The organism is Serratia sp. FS14 (genome assembly GCF_000695995.1).
In the GTDB taxonomy this organism is placed as follows: Bacteria; Pseudomonadota; Gammaproteobacteria; order Enterobacterales; family Enterobacteriaceae; genus Serratia; species Serratia nematodiphila.
The window spans coordinates 2,270,938-2,291,438 of the sequence record NZ_CP005927.1 but is presented as its reverse complement, the minus strand read 5'-3'; the positions used below and the strand labels follow the sequence as shown (position 1 = coordinate 2,291,438).

Sequence of the window (20,501 nt, the reverse complement as noted above, 5' to 3'; positions counted from 1 at the left end):
CAACTATGCCGCTAAAAAACACTGCAACGAACAAACCGCAGGAAATCGCCGCCATCGACCTCGGGTCGAACAGTTTCCACATGGTGATCGCCCGCGTCGTCAACGGCGCCTTACAGGTATTGGGCCGTTTAAAACAGCGGGTGCACCTCGCCGACGGATTGGACAGCAACAACGTACTCAGTGAAGAGGCGATAGAACGCGGCCTGGCCTGCCTGGCGCTGTTTGCCGAACGGCTGCAGGGCTTCCCGGCGGATAACGTCACCATCGTCGGGACCCATACCCTGCGCCAGGCGGTGAACGCTGAAGTGTTCCTCAAGCGCGCCGCCAAAGTGATCCCCTACCCGATCGAAATCATCGCCGGCCAGGAAGAAGCGCGCCTGATCTTCATGGGCGTGGAGCACACTCAACCGGAGAAAGGCCGCAAGCTGGTGATCGACATCGGCGGCGGCTCCACCGAGCTGGTGATCGGCGAAGACTTCGAGCCGCTGCTGGCGGAAAGCCGCCGCATGGGCTGCGTCAGCTTCGCCCAGCTGTTCTTCCCCGGCGGCGAGATCAGCAAAAACAACTTCCGCCGCGCGCGGCTGGCGGCGGCGCAGAAGCTGGAAACGCTGGCCTGGCAGTACCGCATTCAGGGCTGGCAGTATGCGCTGGGCGCCTCGGGCACCATCAAGGCCGCCCACGAAGTGCTGGTGGCGATGGGCGAAAAAGACGGTCTGATCACCCTCGAACGCCTGGAAATGCTCGCCGAACAGGTGCTGCAGTTCAAAAGCTTCGGCTCACTGAGCCTGCCGGGGCTGTCGGAAGATCGCCAATCGGTGTTCGTGCCGGGGCTGGCTATCCTGTGCGGCGTGTTCGATGCGCTGGCGATCCGCGATCTGCGCTTGTCCGACGGCGCACTGCGCGAAGGCGTGCTGTATGAAATGGAAGGCCGCTTCCGCCACCAGGACATCCGCAGCCGCACCGCCAAAAGCCTGGCCGATCACTACAACATCGACCGCGAACAGGCCAAGCGGGTGCTGGAAACCACCGAACTGCTCTATTCGCAGTGGATGGCGCAAAACACCAAGCTGGTGCATCCGCAATTGGAAGCCCTGCTGAAATGGGCCGCCATGCTGCACGAAGTGGGGCTGAGCATCAACCACAGCGGCATGCATCGCCATTCGGCCTACATTCTGCAAAACTCCAACCTGCCTGGCTTCAACCAGGAACAGCAGCTGCTGTTGGCGGCGCTGGTGCGTTTCCACCGCAAGGCGATCAAGCTGGAAGAGCTGCCGCGCCTCAACCTGTTCAAAAAGAAACACTACCTGCCGCTGATCCAACTGCTGCGTCTGAGCACCCTGCTCAACAACCAGCGCCAGTCGACCACCACGCCGGAAACGCTGCGCCTGACCACCGACGACAACCACTGGACGCTGCGCTTCCCGGCCGGCTACCTGGCGCAAAACAACCTGGTGCAGCTGGACTTCGAGCGCGAGCAGGCCTACTGGAACGACGTCGTCGGCTGGAAGCTGCTGATCGACGAAGAAGGCTCGCAAGACGAACAGCGCTCCGCCTGATCCCTCGCCCCCTGCCAGCCAGGGGGTTTTTCTTTCCGCCCTCGCTCCGCCAACCTAAACGAAACCCTAATACGCCGCGCCGCTCGCCGGAAAAAAATGGACAACTTTTGTCATCAGCGCCTAAAATCCGGTTACAAATTCTCGAGCGAATAACACAGGACACCGGCATACCGGGTGATATATGCGCAAGAAAACCACCGGACAGATGACGAAGATAGTGTTGTTTATCAGCTTTATCATTTTAGTCGGCCGACTGCTGTACGCCGCCGTGGTGGCGGTGCCTCATCATCAGGAAAAAAAGCAGGCCGCTGCGCAAAACGCCGCCGAAGTCAGCGCGCCGCAACAGGACGCCTCCTCTGAATAACCGCCGCGCCCCGTCCGTTTCATAAAAATGACTCCGGCACTCGCTATGCTCTATCTTTTAATGAGCCTGCGTCAGGAACGCCGAGCGCCCGTTAAGGAACACCATGTCAGCCGCAACCCATAACGTCAAAAAAGTCGCTGAACACCGCCAGCGCATTCTCACTCTGCTGTTGAACAATAAGGAATTGGTCGACGGCATTCTCGGCCGGCCAGGGGATGAACACGCCCTCAGCCAAAGCGAACTGCTGAACCAAACGGCGGAAATCACCGGCCTGCTGGACGACATGCACGCCGCCGACCTGGCGGACCTGCTGGAGGCGCTGCCGCAGGACGAACGTATGGCGCTGTGGCGGCTGGTGGGCAACAGCAAGCGCGGCCAGACGCTGGTGGAAGTCGCCGAACCGGTCTGGGACAGCCTGATCGAAGAAATGAGCGACAAAGACCTGCTCAAAGCGATCAAAACGCTGGACGTCGACGAACAGGCCTACCTGGCGCAATACCTGCCGCGTAACCTGATGGGCCGGTTGCTGACCTCGCTGGAGCCGGAACAGCGCGCCCAGGTGCGCGAGATGAGCCAGTACGCCAAAGACAGCGTCGGCTGGATGATGGATTTCGAACTGGTGACGGTGCGGCCGGACGTCACGCTCGGCGCAGTGCACCGCTTTTTGCGCATGCGCAAAACCATTCCCGACGCCACCGATAAACTGTTCGTCACCGATCGCAAAAACACCCTGCTGGGCGAACTGCCGCTCACCGCGGTGCTGCTGAACGACCCGGAGATCCCGGTACGCGAAGTGATGGACAGCGATCCCGCCACCTTCCAGCCTGAGGACAAGGCCGATGAAGCGGCCGGCGCGTTCGAACGTTACGACCTGATCAGCGCCCCGGTGGTTGACGCCAAGGGCAAACTGATGGGCCGCCTGACCATCGAAGAGATCGTCGACGCCGTCAACGAAGAGAGCGACACCAACCTGCGCCGCATGGGCGGTTTAAGCCCGGAAGAAGACGTGTTCGCCCCGGTCAGCAAGGCGGTTAAAACCCGCTGGGCCTGGCTGGCGATCAACCTCTGCACCGCATTCATCGCCTCGCGGGTGATCGGCCTGTTCGAGCACACTATTTCCCAGCTGGTGGCGCTGGCGGCGCTGATGCCGATCGTCGCCGGCATCGGCGGCAACACCGGCAACCAGACCATCACCATGATCGTGCGCGCGCTGGCGCTGCACCAGATCGAAGTCGGCAACATCTCGCGCCTGATGCTCAGAGAGCTAGGCGTCGCCATCATCAACGGCGTGGTGTGGGGCGGCATCATGGGCGTGATCACCTGGCTGCTGTACGGCGACGCGGCGATGGGCGGGGTGATGACGCTGGCGATGCTGCTCAATCTGCTGCTGGCGGCGCTGATGGGCGTGGTGATCCCGATGACCATGCTCAAACTGGGCCGCGATCCGGCGGTCGGCTCCAGCGTGCTCATCACCGCGCTGACCGATACCGGCGGCTTTTTCATCTTCCTCGGCCTCGCCACCCTGTTCCTGCTGTAAGACGCTCAAAGCCGGCCCCGCGCCGGCTTTTTCGTCATTCTGTCGCCGGGTTTGCGCTAACGCAGTAAAGTCGGCCCTCCCGATAGGTTTTCCTCCCGCGCTGTACTACCCTTTTTCAATAAATCATCTTGATTCATCCACGTCATGAATCCAATCACAGGCAGAGGTCATCGGTAAGGATGTCTATGGATATCAGCGCGCCGAACGCGTTCGGCACACACAAAGGCGTTATGCTGACACATTCTCTGTTCGTGGCGCTGGCGACATTTTTGCTCGCCTTGCTGAGCCTGTCGTTATCCAGTGAGGCTCATCACTTCACGCCGCTGTGGTTCCCGACCGCCGCCGCGATCGCCGTGCTGTATCGCCATCCTCCGCGTCATTGGGGTTTGCCGCTGCTGGCCAGCGGCACAGGCATCGTACTCGCCAGCTTCCTGCTGTTCGGCTTCAGCGCCATTCCGGTCAAGCTGGCCGCCATCAACCTGCTGGAAGCGGCAGTGTGCGCTCTGCTGCTGCGCCGCACGCTGCCGGCGATCGATCCGCTGAGCGATCTGGGCTGTTGGCTGCGCTTCGTGGTCTGCGCGGTGATTTTTACCCCGTTGTTCAGCGCGCTGCTGGCCGCCGGACTGACCCCCACGCCGGACCTGACGTTTTGGCAATCGTTCGGCACCTGGTTCATCTCTGAAGCGATAGGGGTGCTGTCGCTGGCGCCGCTCGGGCTCACCTATCACCGCCGTCTGTTGGCCGGGCTGAATCCGTATCCGCTGCTGTTGACCCTGATGGGCTCGCTGGCCTTCAGCTATCTGGCGCTGACGCATCTGCCCTTCCCCTTTACCTTCGTCATCCTGCCGCTGCTGTGGGCGGCTATCGCCCTGTCGCGCTTCGAAACCTTCACCGTCTGTTTCTGCACTCTCCTGCTGATCACCGTCCTGCTGTCGCTGGGCCTGCTGCGCCTTCAGTCTTCCCAGCACACTTTCCTGGGCGAACTCGGCCTCTATCTGCCGATGTTGCTGATCCTGATCCCGGCGCACGCCATGGCGATGGTGATGCACACCTTCCGGGTGGAAAAGCAACATATCGTCGAGAGCGAAAGCCGCTTTCGCAGCGCGCTGGAGTATTCCGCCATCGGCATGGCGCTGGTGTCGCCGGAGGGCAAATGGCTGCAGGTCAATCAGGCGCTGTGCAAGCTGCTCGGCTATCCGCCCGAAAGACTTTATCGCCTGACCTTTCAAGAGATCACCCACCCGGACGATCTGAACGCCGACCTGACCCAACTGCACGAACTGCTCGACGGCCATATCAGCAGCTACACCATGGAGAAGCGTTATATCCGTAGCGACGGGCAGACGGTCTGGGCGCTGCTGGCGGTCTCGCTGGTGCGCGACGGCGAAGGCCGGCCGTTGTACTTCATCTCTCAGGTGGAGGACATCAGCGACCTTAAGCGCAGCGAGGCGGAGAACAACCGGTTGGTGGAGCGCATCACGCTGGCCAACCAGGTGGGCGGCGTCGGCATCTGGGAATGGGTGATGAGCCAGGAAAACTTCACCTGGGATCAGCGCATGTTCGAACTCTACGATCTCCCCCCCGACCAAACGCCGACGCTGGCGTTGTGGCGCACCCTGCTGGTGCCGGAAGATCGCGAGCGCACCGATCGCGAGCTGGCCGAGATCCTGGCGCAGCCGCGACCGTTCGTCATGGAATTTCGCATCACTACGCGCAGCGGCAAACTGCGCCACATCCGCGGCCAGGGCAACGTGATCCTCGACGATCAGGGCCGGCCGCTGCGCCTGATCGGCACCAATATCGACATGACCGAGCTCAAGAGCCTCGCCGAGGCGCTGCACGAAGAGAAAGAGCGCCTGCACATCACCCTCGACGCCATCGGCGAAGGGGTGATCTCCACCGACAGCCACCTGCGCATCACCTTTATGAATCCGGTGGCGGAACAGATGTGCGGCTGGCCGCTCGACCTGGCGATCGGTATGCCCGTCGCCGGCGTGGTGCGCCTGACCAACGGCAAAGACGGCCCGGAAATCGAAAACCTCACGCAATACCCACGGCAATGGCCGGCGGATTATGCGCTGGTGCTGCACAGCCGCGACGGGCGTTATTTCGACGTACAGCAGTCGGTCTCACCGCTGAAAACCCTCGACGGGGAAACCATGGGCGCGGTGATGGTGCTGCAGGACGTCACCGCCTCGCGCGAGCTGATGAAAAAACTCAGCTACAGCGCCTCGCACGATGCGCTGACCGGATTGCCGAACCGCACCCGCTTCGAGAAACAGCTGAAAGCGGCGATCGTCGCCGGCGGGGAACCGTCGTCGCCGCATTCGCTGGTGTTCCTCGATCTGGATCGGTTCAAGGCGGTGAACGACACCGCCGGCCATGCGGCGGGCGATGCCCTGCTGCGGGATATCGCCCAGCTGATGCGGCACCAACTGCGCGGCAGCGACTGCCTGGCGCGTTTGGGCGGCGACGAGTTCGGTCTGATCCTGTACGACTGCCGGCTGGAACAGGCCAAATCGCTGGTGCAGCAAGTGGTTAATCAAATCAGCCAGCACCCGTTCTACTGGGAAGGGAAGATTTACCGCGTCGGCGCCAGCGCCGGCATCACACGCATCAGCGCCAACGCCAAAAGTAGCGAACTGCTGGCGCAGGCCGATATCGCCTGCTACACCGCCAAGCACCAGGGGCGCGGCCAGGTTTATCTGTACGAAACGCGGCAGAAACAGCTGCTGGAGCGGCAGCACGAGGTGCTGAGCCTGCAGGAAGTACAGACGATCATCAGCGAGGGGCAACTGCGGCTGCTGACTCACGCGGTCGCGCCGCCGGCGACGCCGCTGTCGGCCGCGTTTCACCAGGTGAAGCTGCAGGTGATGGCGCCGGACGAGCGCCCGCTGTCGCACAAGGCGTTCATCGCCGCCGCGCAGCTGTACGGCCTGATGCCGGACATCGACCGCTGGACGGCGGCGCAACTGCTGGTGAAATATGCCGACGACATCAAACGCAAAGGGCTGTCGCTCGCGCTGCCGCTGGCCATCGACAGCCTGCTGAGCGCCGACTTCCAGCGCTACCTGACGGAAACGGTGCGCGCTTCCTCGCTGCCGCCGCAGGCGCTGCTGTTCAGCGTCGATGAGGCCGCGATACTGGAACACGCCGCGCAGTGTCGGGCATTTCTCCGCGAACTGCAGCAGCAGGGCTGCCGGCTGATAGTCAACGGCTTCGGGCATAACATCAATGCGTTCGATGAACTCAGCGACCAGAGGATCGACATCATTCGCATCGATGAGCGCTTTATCACCAACGTGCACTGCAACCAGATGGACGAGCTGATGGTCTCGATGCTCAACGGCGCGGCGCATCGCATTAAAGCGCAGACCTTCGCCGGACCGGCTCACCAGCCGGTGACGCTGCAGGCGCTGCGCGACATCGGCGTCGATCTGGCGGACGGCGACCAGGTGGCGCTGGAGCAGCCGCTGGCGGTGTTGCTCAGCGACGGTTATTTCGGCATCCGTTAACCCCTTTCCCCCTCTCAGGCGCCGTCTCCCGGGCGGCGCCTCGCTTCTCGTTCGTTACATGATATTAACCAAGACAAGATTAGTGATATAAATAACACCTGAAGCTTAAACGATTAAGTAAGATGAAATCCCCATGCGAACATCGACGTATCCGTTGATTTTCCTCGACAGGTGATGGCTCAGAGACAAGGGACTATGGAAAAGAAATGGTTTTCCGCCAGGGAACTGATGGGTAAGGCGGGGTTGCCCTCAACCCCGCAAGGGGTCAATTTGATGGCCCGGCGCGAAGGCTGGGTCAGTCGCCGCCGCAGCGGCGTACAGGGCAAAGCGCTGGAATACCATATCGACAGTCTGCCGTACGGCGCGCGCAGCCTGTCGGCGTTGCGCGAAACCGACCAACCGGATTACGACGTCAAACGTCAGGATCCGGTACGGGTCTGGATCGAGTATTACTATCACCTGACGCCGGCCGAACGGGAAAAGCTGCTGGCGTTCCTGATGCGTGAAGGCATGAGCCGCCTGCTGCAGCTGATCGAGTCTCCCCGCTAGCCGCGTTCAACTCTCCGCTTCCGGCGCCCAGCCGCCGTTGTGCCACAGATGCAGCGTGGCGTAAGAGCGCCACGGGCGCCAGCGCTCGGCGTAGCGTTCAATCTGGCGCGGCGTCATGCCGGGGAAACGCTGTTTGATCAGGTAGTCGCCGGCCAGGAACACGTCCGGCCACGACCAGGCGCGCATCGCGATATAGCTGGCGGTCCAGCTGCCGATGCCCGGCAGCGCGGTCAGCGCCTTGATGCCCTGTTCGATATCCAGCACGTTGTCGAGCTGCAGCCGCCCTTCGCCCAGCGCGCGGGCGATCTCGATCAGCGCCGCCGCGCGCTTCACTTGCACCCCGAGCGAGCGCAGTTCTTCAGGCTGCAGCTGCGCCACCCGTTCTGCTGTGGGGAAAACGTGAGTGATGCCCTCATGCGGCGTCGCCAGCACTTCGCCCCAGCGTTCGGCCATCCGCCCGGCAAAGGTCGCCGCCATTTTCACGCTGACCAACTGCCCCAGCACCGCACGCGTCGCCTGCTCGAAACTGTTCACGCAGCCCGGCAGGCGCAGCCCCGGCGCATCGGCCGCCAGCAAGCCCAGCGCCTCATTGATGCGATCCGGCGCGGCGTCCAGATCAAACAGCAAGCGCACCCGGCGCAACACCTCCGTCGTTACCAAACTGAGCGTCGGCGCTACCTCGACCCGAACCCGATTGCGCGCCTCTTCCGGCTGCACGCTAAGCCAGCCGCGATGTTCCGTGCCGCCCTGGCTGACGGCGATCGAGCGCAGGTAGCGGCGCCCCTCGACCCGCTCCACGCCCTGCACGGCGCGCGCCTGCAAGAAATTCAGCATGCGCTCCCAGTCATAGGGCGGCCGATAGCCCAGGTGAAACACCAACCCGCTGGCGGTAGCCCGTTCACCGCGCGCGCCGCCGCTGCGCAGCGCCGACGGGATCAGGCGGTAACGCGCCTTGAACAGCTCATTGAAACGCCGCAGGCTGCCGAATCCGGCGGCGAACGCCACCTCGCTGAGCGGCAGATCGGTGTCCGCCAGCAGGCGCTTGGCCTGCAGCAACCGGTGCGACTGCGCGTAATCGATCGGCGAGGCGCCAAACTGTTCGGCGAAGATGCGCCGCAGATGGCGATCGGAAATGCCCAGCCGCGCCGCCAGCGCTCCGCAGCTGTGTTCGGACAGATATCCCTGCTCGATGAGCTGCACCGCCACTTGGGCATAGCGGTTGCCCAGGTCGATCAGCGCCAGGCCGGGCGCCAGTTCCGGTCGGCATTTGAGGCAGGGGCGAAACCCCGCCAGTTCGGCCGCCGCCGCGCTCGGATAAAAGGTGCAGTTTTCCAGCTTCGGCGTGCGGGCGCTGCACACCGGACGACAATAGATGCCGGTGGAAGAGACGCCGACGAAAAAACGGCCGTCGAATTTGCGGTCACGCGCGCGCAGCGCGTCGTACAACGCTTGCTGTTGAGTATTCATGGCAACGCTCGGGTTCGGTTTTTTCTGCATTATGGGACTCGGCTGGCGCGCTGACGTGCGGAATTCGGACATTAAGTTAAGCACGCCGCCGCCGCGCCCGCTAAATTTTTCGACACTCGCGCATTGGCGCATTGCCCGCCGGCCTCGTCTCGGGTAAAGTCGCCCCCCTTCATTGGCATGGGGACAAAAAAGAGATGTTTATTGGATTCGATTACGGGACCGCCAACTGTTCCGTTGCAGTGATGCGCGACCACGGCCCCGAGCTGTTGACGCTGGAAAACAACGCGCCCTATCTGCCTTCGATGCTGTGCGCGCCGACCCGCGAAGCGGTGAGCGAATGCCTGCACCGCCATTGGCAGATCCCGACCGGCAGCGAAGAAAACCAGCAGTTGCTGCGCCGCGCCATCAGTTACAACCGCGAAGAAGACATTCCGGTCAACGGCGACAGCGTGCTGTTCGGCCTGCAGGCGCTGGCGCACTACATGGAAGATCCGGAAGAGGTGTACTTCGTGCGCTCGCCGAAATCCTTCCTCGGCGCCAACGGCCTGAAGCCGCAGCAGATCGCGCTGTTCGAAGACCTGGTGTGCGCCATGATGTTCCACATCAAACGCCAGGCGGAAAATGTGCTGCAGACCGGTATCGATCAGGCGGTGATCGGCCGGCCGATCAACTTCCAGGGCATCGGTGGCGACGAAGCCAACCGGCAGGCGCAGGGCATTTTGCAGCGCGCCGCCGAACGCGCCGGTTTCAAGGACATTGAATTCCAGTTCGAGCCGGTGGCGGCGGGGCTGGACTTCGAGGCGACGCTGAGCGAAGAGCAAACCGTGCTGGTGGTGGACATCGGCGGCGGCACCACCGACTGCTCGGTGCTGCTGATGGGGCCGCAGTGGCGCGACCGCGCCGATCGCCAGCAGAGCCTGCTGGGCCACAGCGGCTGCCGGGTCGGCGGTAACGATCTGGACATCATGCTGGCCTTCAAACAGCTGATGCCGCTGTTCGGCCTCGGCGGCGAAACCGCGAAGGGCATCGCCCTGCCGGCGCTGCCTTACTGGAACGCGGTGGCGACCAACGACGTGCCGGCGCAAAACGACTTCTACAGCGCCGCCAACGGCCGCGTGCTGCGCGATCTGATCCTCGACGCGGCGGAGCCGGAAAAGGTGAAACGCCTGCTGAAAGTGTACCAGCAGCGCCTGAGCTACCGACTGGTGCGGGCGGCCGAAGAGAGTAAGATAGCCCTGTCCGGCCAAACGGCCATCAGCGCGCCGCTCAATTTCGTGCAGGCCGATCTGGCGGAGAGCATCAGCCAGGATCAGCTCGCCGACGCCATCTCGCAGCCATTGATGCGCATCCAGGAGCAGGTCAGCGCCGCATTGGCCAGCAGCCAGACCGCGCCGCAGGTGATCTACCTGACCGGCGGCAGCGCGCGTTCGCCGCTGCTGCGCGCCGCGCTGCAACAGCAGCTGCCGGGCATTCCGATCGTCGGCGGCAACGACTTCGGCTCGGTCACCGCCGGGCTGGCGCGCTGGGCGCAAACGCTGTTCCGTTGACCGCCCAAGGGCGCGGCTCGCCGCGCCTTTGTTTATTGGAGGCCCTATCATGTCCACCTTGCTTACCCTCGACAGCGCCAGGCTGCGGCTGCGCCCTTGGCGTGACGACGATCTGCCGGCCTTCGCCGCGCTTAACGCCGATCCGCAGGTGATGCGCTATTTCCCGGCGCCGATGACGGCCGAGGAAAGCCGCGCGCAGGCCGAACGCATCCGCGCCTTCATGCAACAACACGGCTGGGGGCTGTGGGCGGTGGAAGTGAAAGACGGCGCGCCTTTTATCGGCTTTGTCGGGCTGGCGCGGCCGGGTGACGACCTGCCTTGCGCCCCCTGCGTGGAGATTGGCTGGCGGCTGGCGGCGGCTCACTGGGGCAACGGCTACGCCGCTGAGGCGGCGCGCGCCGCGCTGGCGTGCGCCTTCGACACGCTGCACCTGCCGGAAGTGGTGTCCTTCACCGCCGAAGATAACCAGCCGTCGCGCCGGGTGATGACGCGCATCGGTATGCGCTTCGACGGTGAAACCTTCCTGCACCCGCGCCTGCCGGCGGGCCATCCGCTGCAAAAGCACGTCTTGTACCGGCTTAACCGGCAAACGTGGTGCGAACGCCACGGCGATTAATACAGCGTATCTTTCAGCCGCTGCGGCAGCGCGCTGTCGTACTCCTCACCGTCGAAGCGCGTTTGGCTCACCGCGGCCAAGATTTGGCCGGGGCTGGGCAGCGCCGAACGTTCGAGGCGGCGGCCCTCTTCCCACAACCCCGAACGCAAGATCGCCCGGCTGCACTGGAAGAACACCGCCTCCACCCGAATGCGCAGCACCGAACGCGGCAGCTGGTTGCGGTGGGCGAAGCGCTGCAACACCGCCGGCGCCACCACGATCTCCGCCCGCCCGTTAATCCGCAGCGTTTCGCCGATGCCGGGGATCAGCAACAGCAGCGCCACCCGGTTATCGTGCAGGATATTGCGCAGGCTATCGATGCGATTATTGCCGCGCCGGTCCGGCAACAGCAGGGTTTTCTCGTCTTCGATCTGGATAAAACCGGCCGGATCGCCGCGCGGGGAGACATCCATGCCGTCCGGCCCGACGGTCGAGAGGGCGGCAAACGGCGCCGCCTCGATAAACGGACGGTACGCCGGGTGGATATAGCTGACTTCTTTAAAAACCGAGGGCGCGGCAGGTTTGCCGTAAAGCTGTTCCAGCGCCGCGAGGTCGTTGATGATATCGCCAGACATTGCAGTTTCCTGAATAAGTCATATTGACCCCTTCAGCATAGAGCAAAATCGCCGGCGGCTCTTACTCAGCGCTGGCGTGGTTCAGCGTCTGAATGTCGTCCGCATCCAGCGTCAGGCGGGTGGCGCTGACCAACTCATCCAGCTGCGGCAACGAGGTGGCGCTGACGATCGGCGCGGTGATGCTCGGACGCGCAATCAGCCAGGCCAGCGAGACCTGCGCCGGAGAGCTGCCGTGTTTGCCCGCCACCTGATCCAGCGCCGCCAGAATGCGGAAACCGCGCGGGTTCAGGTAGCGTTCGACGATGCGATCGCCGCGCTGGCTTTTGCCCTCGTCCGCTTTGCTGCGGTATTTGCCGGTCAGAAAACCGCTGGCCAGCGCGAAGAAATTGATCACCCCGAGCCCGTGGCGCTGCGCCACGCCTTCCAGCTCGGCTTCATACCCTTCGCGCGCATACAGATTGTATTCCGGCTGCAGGGTTTCGTAGCGCGCCAATCCGTTGTTCTCGCTCACCCGCAGCGCTTCTTCCAGGCGATCCGCCTGATAGTTGGAGGCGCCGATCGCCCGCACCTTGCCGGCCTTGATCAGCGCATCGAACGCCGCCAGCGTCTCTTCCAGCGGCGTATCGCGGTCATCGTCGTGCGACTGGTAGAGATCGATATAATCGGTTTGCAGGCGCCGCAGCGAATCTTCCACCGCCTGCTGAATATAGCGCGGCGACAGCCCCTGTTTGCCTTCGCCCATCGGTTTGCCCACCTTGGTGGCGATGATCACCTGGTCGCGCTTGCCGCTCTTCTTCAGCCATTCGCCGATGACGGTTTCCGATTCGCCGCCCCGGTTGCCCGGCGCCCAGCTGGAATAAACGTCGGCGGTATCGATAAAGTTGAGCTGATTGTCCACCAGCGCATCCAGCAGATTGAACGAGGTCGCTTGATCCGCCGTCCAGCCGAACACATTGCCGCCAAAGGTCAACGCCGGCACCTGAATGCCTGAACGGCCCAATTCTCTGTTGCTCATCACCTGCTCCTGTGGGAAAAGATTCGCGGGTTAATTATTAGCGCCAACCAGGATAGAACGCTAAAACGGATTGGCTATAAGCTGAAACCAATCACTTATAAACATAGCACGCTCAAATCACCCACTTATTAGGACAATGCTGACGGTTCCTCCATATTTCCTTCATTTTTATGCCGTCCCCGCTGGCTAAACTAGTATCCTGTAAGGAGTGTCATTTTTGTGGCAATGAGTGCCCGCACCCCTGCCTTTTGGAGAGAATTTTCGCCGCCATGAATGCAAAACCCCAACGCCGTTCCCTGATGCCGCGCCTGCTGGTTGCGGCCATCCTGGTCATCGCCGCCGTCTTCGCCTGGCGTTATTTTAACGCCGCTCAACCGCCGGCCGGCACGGCCCCGGGCGCGCAGCAGGCCGGCGGCAAAGCGGGGGCCGGTCGCGCGGCGGGCGGGCGGCGCGGCGCGCCGATGTCGCCGGTACAGGCCGCGACGGCCACGCAACAGACGGTGCCGCGCTATCTTTCCGGCTTGGGCACCGCCACCGCCGCCAATACCGTGACCGTCACCAGCCGGGTCGATGGCCAGCTGATGGCGATCCACTTTACCGAAGGCCAGCAGGTCAAAGCCGGCGATCTGCTGGCGGAGATCGATCCCCGGCCGTTCCAGGTGCAGCTGACCCAGGCGCAGGGGCAGTTGGCGAAAGATCAGGCCACGCTGGCCAACGCCCGGCGCGATCTGGCGCGCTATCAGCAGTTGGTGAAAACCAATCTGGTTTCCCGTCAGGAGCTGGATACGCAGGCCTCGCTGGTGCAGCAAACCGAAGGCGCCATCAAGGCCGATCAGGGCGCGGTCGACAGCGCCAAACTGCAGATCACCTACAGCCGCATCACTGCGCCAATCGACGGCCGCGTCGGGTTGAAACTGGTCGACGTCGGCAACTACGTCACCAGCGGCAGCACCACCGGTCTGGTGGTGATCACGCAGACGCACCCGATCGACGTGGTGTTCACGCTGCCCGAAGGCAACATCGCCGATCTGCTCAAGGCGCAAAAAGCCGGGCCGGTGAGCGTCGAAGCCTGGGATCGCACCAACCAGAACAAGCTGACTACCGGTTCGCTGCTGAGCCTGGACAACCAAATTGATACCGCCACCGGCACCATCAAGCTGAAAGCGCGTTTCGCCAACGAAGATGACGCGCTGTTCCCCAACCAGTTCGTCAACGCGCGGCTGCAGGTGGATACCCTGCACGATGCGGTGGTGATCCCGACCGCCGCGCTGCAGATGGGCAACGAAGGCAACTTCGTCTGGACGCTCAGCGAAGACAACAAGGTCAGCAAACATCGGGTCACCGCCGGCGTGCAGGACAGCCGGCAGGTGGTGATCAGCGCCGGCCTCAACGCCGGCGATCGGGTGGTGACCGACGGCATCGATCGCCTGACCGAAGGCATGCAGGTGGAAGTGCTCGCGCCGAGCGACGCGCCTGCGACGTCAAAAGCCAAGCGCGAACCTGACGTTCAGAGGAAGTCCTGATGCAGGTGATGCCTCCCAACGCCGGCGGCGGTCCATCCCGCCTGTTTATTCTGCGCCCGGTCGCCACCACGCTGCTGATGGTGGCGATACTGCTGGCGGGGATCATCGGCTATCGCGCGCTGCCGGTTTCCGCGTTGCCGGAAGTGGACTACCCCACCATCCAGGTGGTGACGCTATACCCCGGCGCCAGCCCGGACGTGGTCACCTCCGCCATTACCGCGCCGCTGGAACGCCAGTTCGGCCAGATGTCCGGCCTGAAGCAAATGGCGTCGCAAAGCGCCGGCGGCGCCTCGGTGGTGACACTGCAATTCCAGCTGACGCTGCCGCTCGACGTCGCGGAGCAGGAAGTGCAGGCGGCGATCAACGCCGCCACCAACCTGCTGCCGAACGATCTGCCCTACCCGCCGATTTACAGCAAGGTTAACCCCGCCGATCCGCCGATCCTGACGCTGGCCGTGACCTCCACCGCCATGCCGATGACGCAGGTGGAAGACATGGTGGAAACCCGCGTGGCGCAAAAAATTTCTCAGGTGACCGGCGTCGGCCTGGTGACCCTGGCCGGCGGCCAACGCCCGGCGGTGCGCGTAAAATTAAACGCCGCGGCGGTCGCCGCCTATGGCCTGAACAGCGAAACCATCCGCGCCGCCATCAGCAACGCCAACGTCAACTCGGCGAAAGGCAGCCTGGACGGCCCGACCCGCTCGGTCACCCTGTCCGCCAACGACCAAATGAAATCCGCCGACGACTATCGCCAGCTGATCGTCGCCTATCAGAACGGCGCGGCGATCCGCCTGCAGGATATCGCCACCATCGAACAAGGGGCGGAAAATACCCGACTGGCGGCCTGGGCCAACCAGCAGCAGGCGATCGTGCTGAACATTCAGCGCCAGCCCGGCGTCAACGTCATCACCACCGCCGACAGCATCCGCGAAATGCTGCCGACGCTGATTAAAAGCCTGCCCAAGTCGGTCGATGTCAAGGTGCTGACAGATCGCACCACCACCATCCGCGCCTCGGTCAGCGACGTGCAGTTCGAGCTGCTGCTGGCGATCGCGCTGGTGGTGATGGTGATCTACGTGTTCCTGCGCAACGTGCCGGCGACCATTATCCCCAGCGTGGCGGTGCCGCTGTCGCTGGTCGGCACCTTCGCCGCCATGTATTTCCTCGGCTTTTCCATCAACAACCTGACGCTGATGGCATTAACCATCGCCACCGGTTTCGTGGTGGATGACGCCATCGTGGTGATCGAGAACATCTCGCGCTACATCGAGAAAGGGGAAAAACCGCTCGACGCCGCGCTGAAAGGGGCCGGCGAGATCGGCTTCACCATCATCTCGCTGACCTTCTCGCTGGTGGCGGTGCTGATCCCGTTGCTGTTCATGGGCGACATCGTCGGCCGCCTGTTCCGCGAGTTCGCCGTCACGCTGGCGGTGGCGATTTTGATCTCCGCCGTGGTATCGCTGACGCTGACGCCGATGATGTGCGCCCGCATGCTCAGCCACGAATCGCTGCGCAAGCAGAACCGCTTCTCCGCCGCCTCCGAGCGCTTTTTCGAGCGCGTGATCGCGCGCTACGGCCAGTGGCTGAAAACGGTGCTTAACCACCCCTGGCTGACGCTCGGCGTGGCCGTGGGCACCCTGGCGCTGACGGTGTTGCTGTACCTGCTGATCCCGAAAGGCTTCTTCCCGGTGCAGGACAACGGCATCATTCAGGGCACGCTGGAGGCACCGCAGAGCGTTTCGTTCAGCAACATGGCCGAGCGCCAGCAGCAGGTCGCGGCGCAGATCCTCAAGGATCCGGCGGTGGAAAGCCTGACCTCGTTCGTCGGCGTCGACGGCAGCAACGCCACGCTCAACAGCGGCCGGCTGCAGATCAACCTGAAGCCGCTGAGCGAACGCAGCGACCGCATTCCGGCGATCATCAGCCGCCTGCAGCAGCAAACGGCGCAGTTCCCCGGCGTGAAGCTGTACCTGCAACCGGTGCAGGATCTGACCATCGATACCCAGGTCAGCCGCACCCAGTACCAGTTCACCCTGCAGGCGATGTCGCTGGACGATCTCAGCCTGTGGGTGCCGCAGCTGATGGATGAGCTGAAACAAACCCCGCAGCTGGCGGACGTCACCAGCGACTGGCAGGATCAGGGGCTGGTGGCCTACGTCAACGTCGATCGCGATTCGGCCTCCCGCCTCGGCGTCACCATGAGCGACGTGGACAATGCGCTGTACAACGCGTTCGGCCAGCGCCTGATCTCCACCATCTACACCCAGGCCAACCAATACCGCGTGGTGCTGGAGCACGACGTCAGCGCGACACCGGGGCTGACGGCGCTCAATGAGATCCGTCTGAGCGGCAACGACGGCGCCGTAGTGCCGCTGAGCGCCATCGCCAAAATCGAAGAGCGCTTCGGCCCGCTGTCGGTCAACCATCTCGATCAGTTCCCATCGGCCACCGTTTCGTTCAACGTCGCCGACGGCTACTCGCTCGGCGAGGCGGTGGACGCGGTCACCCAGGCGGAAAAAAATCTCAACATGCCAAGGGACATCACCACCCAATTCCAGGGGGCGACCCTGGCCTTCCAGGCGGCGCTCGGCAGCACGCTGTGGCTGATTTTGGCGGCGGTAGTGGCGATGTACATCGTGCTGGGCGTGCTGTATGAAAGTTTCATTCACCCGGTGACCATCCTCTCCACCCTGCCGACCGCCGGGGTCGGCGCGCTGCTCGCGCTGATGATGGCCGGCAGCGAGCTGGACGTGATCGCCATCATCGGCATCATCCTGCTGATCGGCATCGTGAAGAAGAACGCCATCATGATGATCGACTTCGCGCTGGCGGCGGAACGCGAGCAGGGCTTATCGCCGCGCGACGCCATCTATCAGGCCTGCCTGCTGCGTTTTAGGCCGATCCTGATGACCACGCTGGCAGCCCTGCTCGGCGCGCTGCCGCTGATGCTGAGCACCGGCGTCGGCGCGGAGCTGCGGCATCCGCTCGGCGTCTGTATGGTCGGCGGTTTGATCATGAGCCAGATCCTGACGCTGTTCACCACGCCGGTGATCTACCTGCTGTTTGACAAACTGGCGCGCAACACGCATCGCCAGCCGGATACGCAGGAGCTGCCGTGAAATTCTTCGCCCTGTTCATTCACCGGCCGGTGGCCACTACCCTGCTGACGCTGGCCATCGCCATCAGCGGCGCGATCGGCTTTCGCCTGCTGCCGGTGTCGCCGCTGCCGCAGGTGGATTTTCCGGTGATTTCGATCAGCGCGTCGCTGCCGGGCGCCTCGCCGGAAACCATGGCGTCCTCGGTGGCGACGCCGCTGGAGCGCGCGCTGGGCCGCATCGCCGGGGTCAATGAAATGACCTCGATGAGCTCGCTCGGCAGTACCCGGGTCATTTTGCAGTTCGATCTCGATCGCGACATCAACGGCGCCGCGCGCGACGTGCAGGCGGCGATTAACGCCGCGCAAAGCCTGCTGCCGACCGGCATGCCGAGCCGCCCCAGCTACCGCAAGGTCAACCCATCCGACGCGCCGATCATGATCCTGACGCTGACCTCGGACACCTACAGTCAGGGGCAGCTTTACGATTTCGCCTCCACCCAGCTGGCGCAGAAGATCAGCCAGACCGAGGGCGTCGGCGACGTTTCCGTCGGCGGCAGCTCGCTGCCGGCGGTGCGGGTGGAGCTGAACCCTTCGGCGCTGTTCAATCAGGGCGTGTCGCTGGACACCGTACGGCAGGCCATCGCCAACGCCAACGTGCGCCGCCCGCAGGGCGCCGTGGAAAACCCGCAGCAGCGCTGGCAGATCCAGGCCAACGACGCGCTGAAAACCGCCGATGCTTATCGTCCGCTGATCATTCATTACAACAACGGCTCGGCGGTGCGTTTAGCCGACGTGGCCGAGGTCAAAGACTCGGTGCAAGACGTGCGCAACGCCGGGATGACCGACGCCAAACCGGCGATCATTCTGGCCATCAGCCGCGCGCCGGACGCCAACATCATCGAAACCGTCGATCGCATTCGCGCCGAACTGCCCGCCCTGCAGGAGAATATCCCGGCTTCGATTCAACTCAACGTCGCACAGGATCGTTCGCCGACCATCCGCGCGTCGCTGGCCGAGGTGGAACAATCGCTGGCGATCGCCATCGGGCTGGTGATCCTGGTGGTGTTCATCTTCCTGCGCTCCGGGCGCGCCACGCTGATCCCGGCGGTCGCCGTACCGGTGTCGCTTATCGGCTCGTTCGCCGCCATGTATCTGTGCGGGTTCAGCCTCAACAACCTGTCGCTGATGGCGTTGACCATCGCCACCGGCTTTGTGGTGGACGACGCCATCGTGGTGCTGGAAAACATTTCCCGCCACGTCGAGGCCGGCATGAAACCGATCAACGCCGCGCTGCTGGGCGCGCGGGAGGTCGGTTTCACCGTGCTGTCGATGAGCGTTTCGCTGGTGGCGGTGTTTATCCCGCTGCTGCTGATGGAAGGCCTGCCCGGCCGGCTATTCCGCGAGTTCGCCGTCACTCTGTCGGTGTCGATCGGGCTGTCGCTGATCGTCTCGCTGACGCTAACGCCGATGATGTGCGCCTACCTGCTGCGCCACCAGCCGCCGCGTTCGCAGCGGCGGGCGCGCGGCTTCGGTAAAATGCTGCTGGGGCTGCAGCAGGGCTACGGGCGCTCGCTGAACTGGGTGCTTGGCCACTCGCGCTGGGTGCTGGCGGTGTTCCTCGCCACCGTTGCGCTCAACGTTTGGCTGTATATCAGCATCCCGAAAACCTTCTTCCCGGAACAGGATACCGGGCGTCTGATGGGCTTTATCCAAGCCGACCAAAGCATTTCGTTCCAGGCGATGCGCGGCAAACTGGAAGACTTCATGAAAATCGTGCGCGAAGATCCGGACGTGGAAAACGTCACCGGTTTTACCGGCGGTTCGCGCACCAACAGCGGTTCGATGTTCATCTCACTGAAACCGCTGTCGGTACGCAGCGACGACGCGCAGAAAGTGATCGCCCGCCTGCGCGCCCGCCTGGCCAAAGAACCGGGCGCCAGCCTGTTTCTGATGGCGGTGCAGGATATCCGCGTCGGCGGCCGGCAGGCCAACGCCAGCTATCAATATACGCTGCTGGCGGACGATCTCGCCGCGCTGCGCGAATGGGAGCCGAAGATCCGCACCGCACTGGCCGCATTGCCCGAGCTGGCGGACGTCAACTCGGATCAGCAGGATAAAGGCTCGGAGATGGATCTGGTCTACGATCGCGAGACCATGGCGCGCCTCGGCATTTCGGTGTCCGACGCCAACAACCTGTTGAACAACGCCTTCGGCCAGCGACAGATTTCGACCATCTACCAACCGCTCAACCAATACAAAGTCGTGATGGAAGTGGCGCCGCCCTACACCCAGGACGTGAGTTCGCTGGACAAAATGTTCATCATCAACAACGAAGGCAAAGCGATACCGCTCTCCTACTTCGCCAGTTGGCGGCCGGCCAACGCGCCGCTGTCGGTCAACCATCAGGGGCTGTCCGCCGCCTCGACCGTCTCCTTTAACCTGCCGGACGGCGGCAGCCTGTCGGACGCCACCGCGGCGGTCGAGCGCACCATGACTCAGCTCGGCGTGCCGTCTACGGTGCGCGGCGCGTTCGCCGGCACCGCCCAGGTGTTCCAGGACACCCTGAAGTCGCAGCTGATCCTGATCCTGGCGGCGATCGCCACGGTGTACATCGTGCTCGGCGTGCTGTACGAGAGCTATATCCATCCGCTGACCATCCTTTCCACGCTGCCTTCCGCCGGCGTGGGGGCGCTGCTGGCGCTCGAGCTGTTCGGCGCGCCGTTCAGTCTGATCGCGCTGATCGGCATCATGCTGTTGATCGGCATCGTGAAGAAAAACGCCATCATGATGGTCGACTTCGCGCTCGAGGCGCAGCGCAACGGCGGCATCAGCGCCCGCGAGGCGATTTTCCAGGCCAGCCTGCTGCGTTTCCGGCCGATCATGATGACCACGCTGGCGGCGTTGTTCGGCGCGCTGCCGCTGGTGCTGACCCGCGGCGACGGCGCGGAGCTGCGCCAGCCGCTCGGCATCACCATCGCCGGCGGCCTGGTGATGAGCCAACTGCTGACGCTGTACACCACCCCGGTGGTCTACCTTTACTTCGACCGGCTGCAGGCGAAGTTCCGCCGCAACAAGCAACTGGCCCCGCTGCCCCATTAATG

At 63.4% G+C, this 20,501-nt stretch carries 13 protein-coding genes; 10 read left to right on the top strand and 3 right to left on the bottom strand.

Annotated features, from left to right (window positions below):
* The first annotated feature begins 5 nt into the window (after window positions 1–5).
* The 5 genes from ppx (at window position 6) to L085_RS10325 (ending at window position 7,521) form a co-directional block, all read left to right on the top strand.
* Window positions 6–1,556, top strand: coding sequence for an exopolyphosphatase (gene ppx, locus L085_RS10345; RefSeq protein ID WP_004941603.1), 1,551 nt, complete (start codon window positions 6–8; stop codon window positions 1,554–1,556).
* Window positions 1,557–1,737: 181 nt separating this feature from the next.
* Window positions 1,738–1,920, top strand: a complete 183-nt coding sequence (locus L085_RS10340; protein ID WP_004941600.1) for a YfgG family protein — start codon at window positions 1,738–1,740, stop codon at window positions 1,918–1,920.
* A gap of 103 nt (window positions 1,921–2,023) precedes the next feature.
* Complete coding sequence (mgtE, locus tag L085_RS10335) at window positions 2,024–3,457, top strand: magnesium transporter (RefSeq protein WP_004941597.1); 1,434 nt, start codon at window positions 2,024–2,026, stop codon at window positions 3,455–3,457.
* Window positions 3,458–3,687: 230 nt separating this feature from the next.
* Window positions 3,688–6,972, top strand: a complete 3,285-nt coding sequence (locus L085_RS10330; RefSeq protein WP_226988588.1) for a diguanylate cyclase — start codon at window positions 3,688–3,690, stop codon at window positions 6,970–6,972.
* Window positions 6,973–7,167: 195 nt separating this feature from the next.
* Window positions 7,168–7,521 carry a DNA-binding protein gene (locus L085_RS10325; protein WP_044030688.1) on the top strand — a complete coding sequence of 118 codons (354 nt, stop codon included), beginning with the start codon at window positions 7,168–7,170 and terminating at the stop codon, window positions 7,519–7,521.
* Window positions 7,522–7,527: 6 nt separating this feature from the next.
* Here the strand turns inward: L085_RS10325 and alkA are convergent, their stop codons facing one another.
* The gene (gene alkA, locus L085_RS10320; protein WP_044030687.1) at window positions 7,528–9,018 is read right to left on the bottom strand and encodes a DNA-3-methyladenine glycosylase 2; all 1,491 of its coding nucleotides are present in this window, start codon (window positions 9,016–9,018) and stop codon (window positions 7,528–7,530) included.
* Window positions 9,019–9,182: 164 nt separating this feature from the next.
* On the opposite strand from alkA, the gene yegD reads away from it, so the two are divergent.
* Together yegD and L085_RS10310 are read left to right on the top strand one after the other, a co-directional pair.
* Window positions 9,183–10,535: a molecular chaperone gene (gene yegD, locus L085_RS10315; protein ID WP_033632391.1), complete on the top strand. Its 1,353-nt coding sequence runs from the start codon at window positions 9,183–9,185 to the stop codon at window positions 10,533–10,535.
* A gap of 49 nt (window positions 10,536–10,584) precedes the next feature.
* On the top strand, window positions 10,585–11,151 hold the full coding sequence (locus tag L085_RS10310) for a GNAT family N-acetyltransferase (RefSeq protein ID WP_044030686.1): 567 nt from the start codon (window positions 10,585–10,587) through the stop codon (window positions 11,149–11,151).
* Here the strand turns inward: L085_RS10310 and L085_RS10305 are convergent.
* Together L085_RS10305 and L085_RS10300 are read right to left on the bottom strand one after the other, a co-directional pair.
* Window positions 11,148–11,765, bottom strand: coding sequence for a pyridoxamine 5'-phosphate oxidase family protein (locus L085_RS10305; RefSeq protein WP_004941582.1), 618 nt, complete (start codon window positions 11,763–11,765; stop codon window positions 11,148–11,150). The genes L085_RS10310 and L085_RS10305 overlap by 4 nt on opposite strands.
* Window positions 11,766–11,826: 61 nt before the next feature.
* Entirely contained in the window at window positions 11,827–12,780 is a 954-nt protein-coding gene (locus tag L085_RS10300; RefSeq protein ID WP_044030685.1) for an aldo/keto reductase, read from the bottom strand.
* Between the two features lie 269 nt (window positions 12,781–13,049).
* Here L085_RS10300 and L085_RS10295 point away from each other — a divergent pair, with 269 nt between their 5' ends.
* The 3 genes from L085_RS10295 to mdtC are packed head-to-tail and all read left to right on the top strand — an operon-like array spanning window position 13,050 to window position 20,499.
* Window positions 13,050–14,303: an MdtA/MuxA family multidrug efflux RND transporter periplasmic adaptor subunit gene (locus L085_RS10295; protein WP_044030684.1), complete on the top strand. Its 1,254-nt coding sequence runs from the start codon at window positions 13,050–13,052 to the stop codon at window positions 14,301–14,303.
* Window positions 14,303–17,422: an MdtB/MuxB family multidrug efflux RND transporter permease subunit gene (locus L085_RS10290; protein WP_044030683.1), complete on the top strand. Its 3,120-nt coding sequence runs from the start codon at window positions 14,303–14,305 to the stop codon at window positions 17,420–17,422. Before L085_RS10295 ends, L085_RS10290 begins: the two co-directional genes overlap by 1 nt.
* Entirely contained in the window at window positions 17,419–20,499 is a 3,081-nt protein-coding gene (mdtC, locus tag L085_RS10285; protein WP_015378737.1) for a multidrug efflux RND transporter permease subunit MdtC, read from the top strand. The genes L085_RS10290 and mdtC overlap by 4 nt, the downstream gene beginning before the upstream one ends.
* Window positions 20,500–20,501: the final 2 nt, after the last annotated feature.

What these genes read in the sequence shown, in the direction of transcription:
- ppx (WP_004941603.1), top strand. Translation starts at nt 6, where the DNA reads ATGCCGCTAAAAAACACTGCAACGAACAAACCGCAGGAAATCGCCGCC.
- L085_RS10340 (WP_004941600.1), top strand. Translation starts at nt 1,738, where the DNA reads ATGCGCAAGAAAACCACCGGACAGATGACGAAGATAGTGTTGTTTATC.
- mgtE (WP_004941597.1), top strand. Translation starts at nt 2,024, where the DNA reads ATGTCAGCCGCAACCCATAACGTCAAAAAAGTCGCTGAACACCGCCAG.
- L085_RS10330 (WP_226988588.1), top strand. Translation starts at nt 3,688, where the DNA reads ATGCTGACACATTCTCTGTTCGTGGCGCTGGCGACATTTTTGCTCGCC.
- L085_RS10325 (WP_044030688.1), top strand. Translation starts at nt 7,168, where the DNA reads ATGGAAAAGAAATGGTTTTCCGCCAGGGAACTGATGGGTAAGGCGGGG.
- alkA (WP_044030687.1), bottom strand. Translation starts at nt 9,018, where the DNA reads ATGCAGAAAAAACCGAACCCGAGCGTTGCCATGAATACTCAACAGCAA.
- yegD (WP_033632391.1), top strand. Translation starts at nt 9,183, where the DNA reads ATGTTTATTGGATTCGATTACGGGACCGCCAACTGTTCCGTTGCAGTG.
- L085_RS10310 (WP_044030686.1), top strand. Translation starts at nt 10,585, where the DNA reads ATGTCCACCTTGCTTACCCTCGACAGCGCCAGGCTGCGGCTGCGCCCT.
- L085_RS10305 (WP_004941582.1), bottom strand. Translation starts at nt 11,765, where the DNA reads ATGTCTGGCGATATCATCAACGACCTCGCGGCGCTGGAACAGCTTTAC.
- L085_RS10300 (WP_044030685.1), bottom strand. Translation starts at nt 12,780, where the DNA reads ATGAGCAACAGAGAATTGGGCCGTTCAGGCATTCAGGTGCCGGCGTTG.
- L085_RS10295 (WP_044030684.1), top strand. Translation starts at nt 13,050, where the DNA reads ATGAATGCAAAACCCCAACGCCGTTCCCTGATGCCGCGCCTGCTGGTT.
- L085_RS10290 (WP_044030683.1), top strand. Translation starts at nt 14,303, where the DNA reads ATGCAGGTGATGCCTCCCAACGCCGGCGGCGGTCCATCCCGCCTGTTT.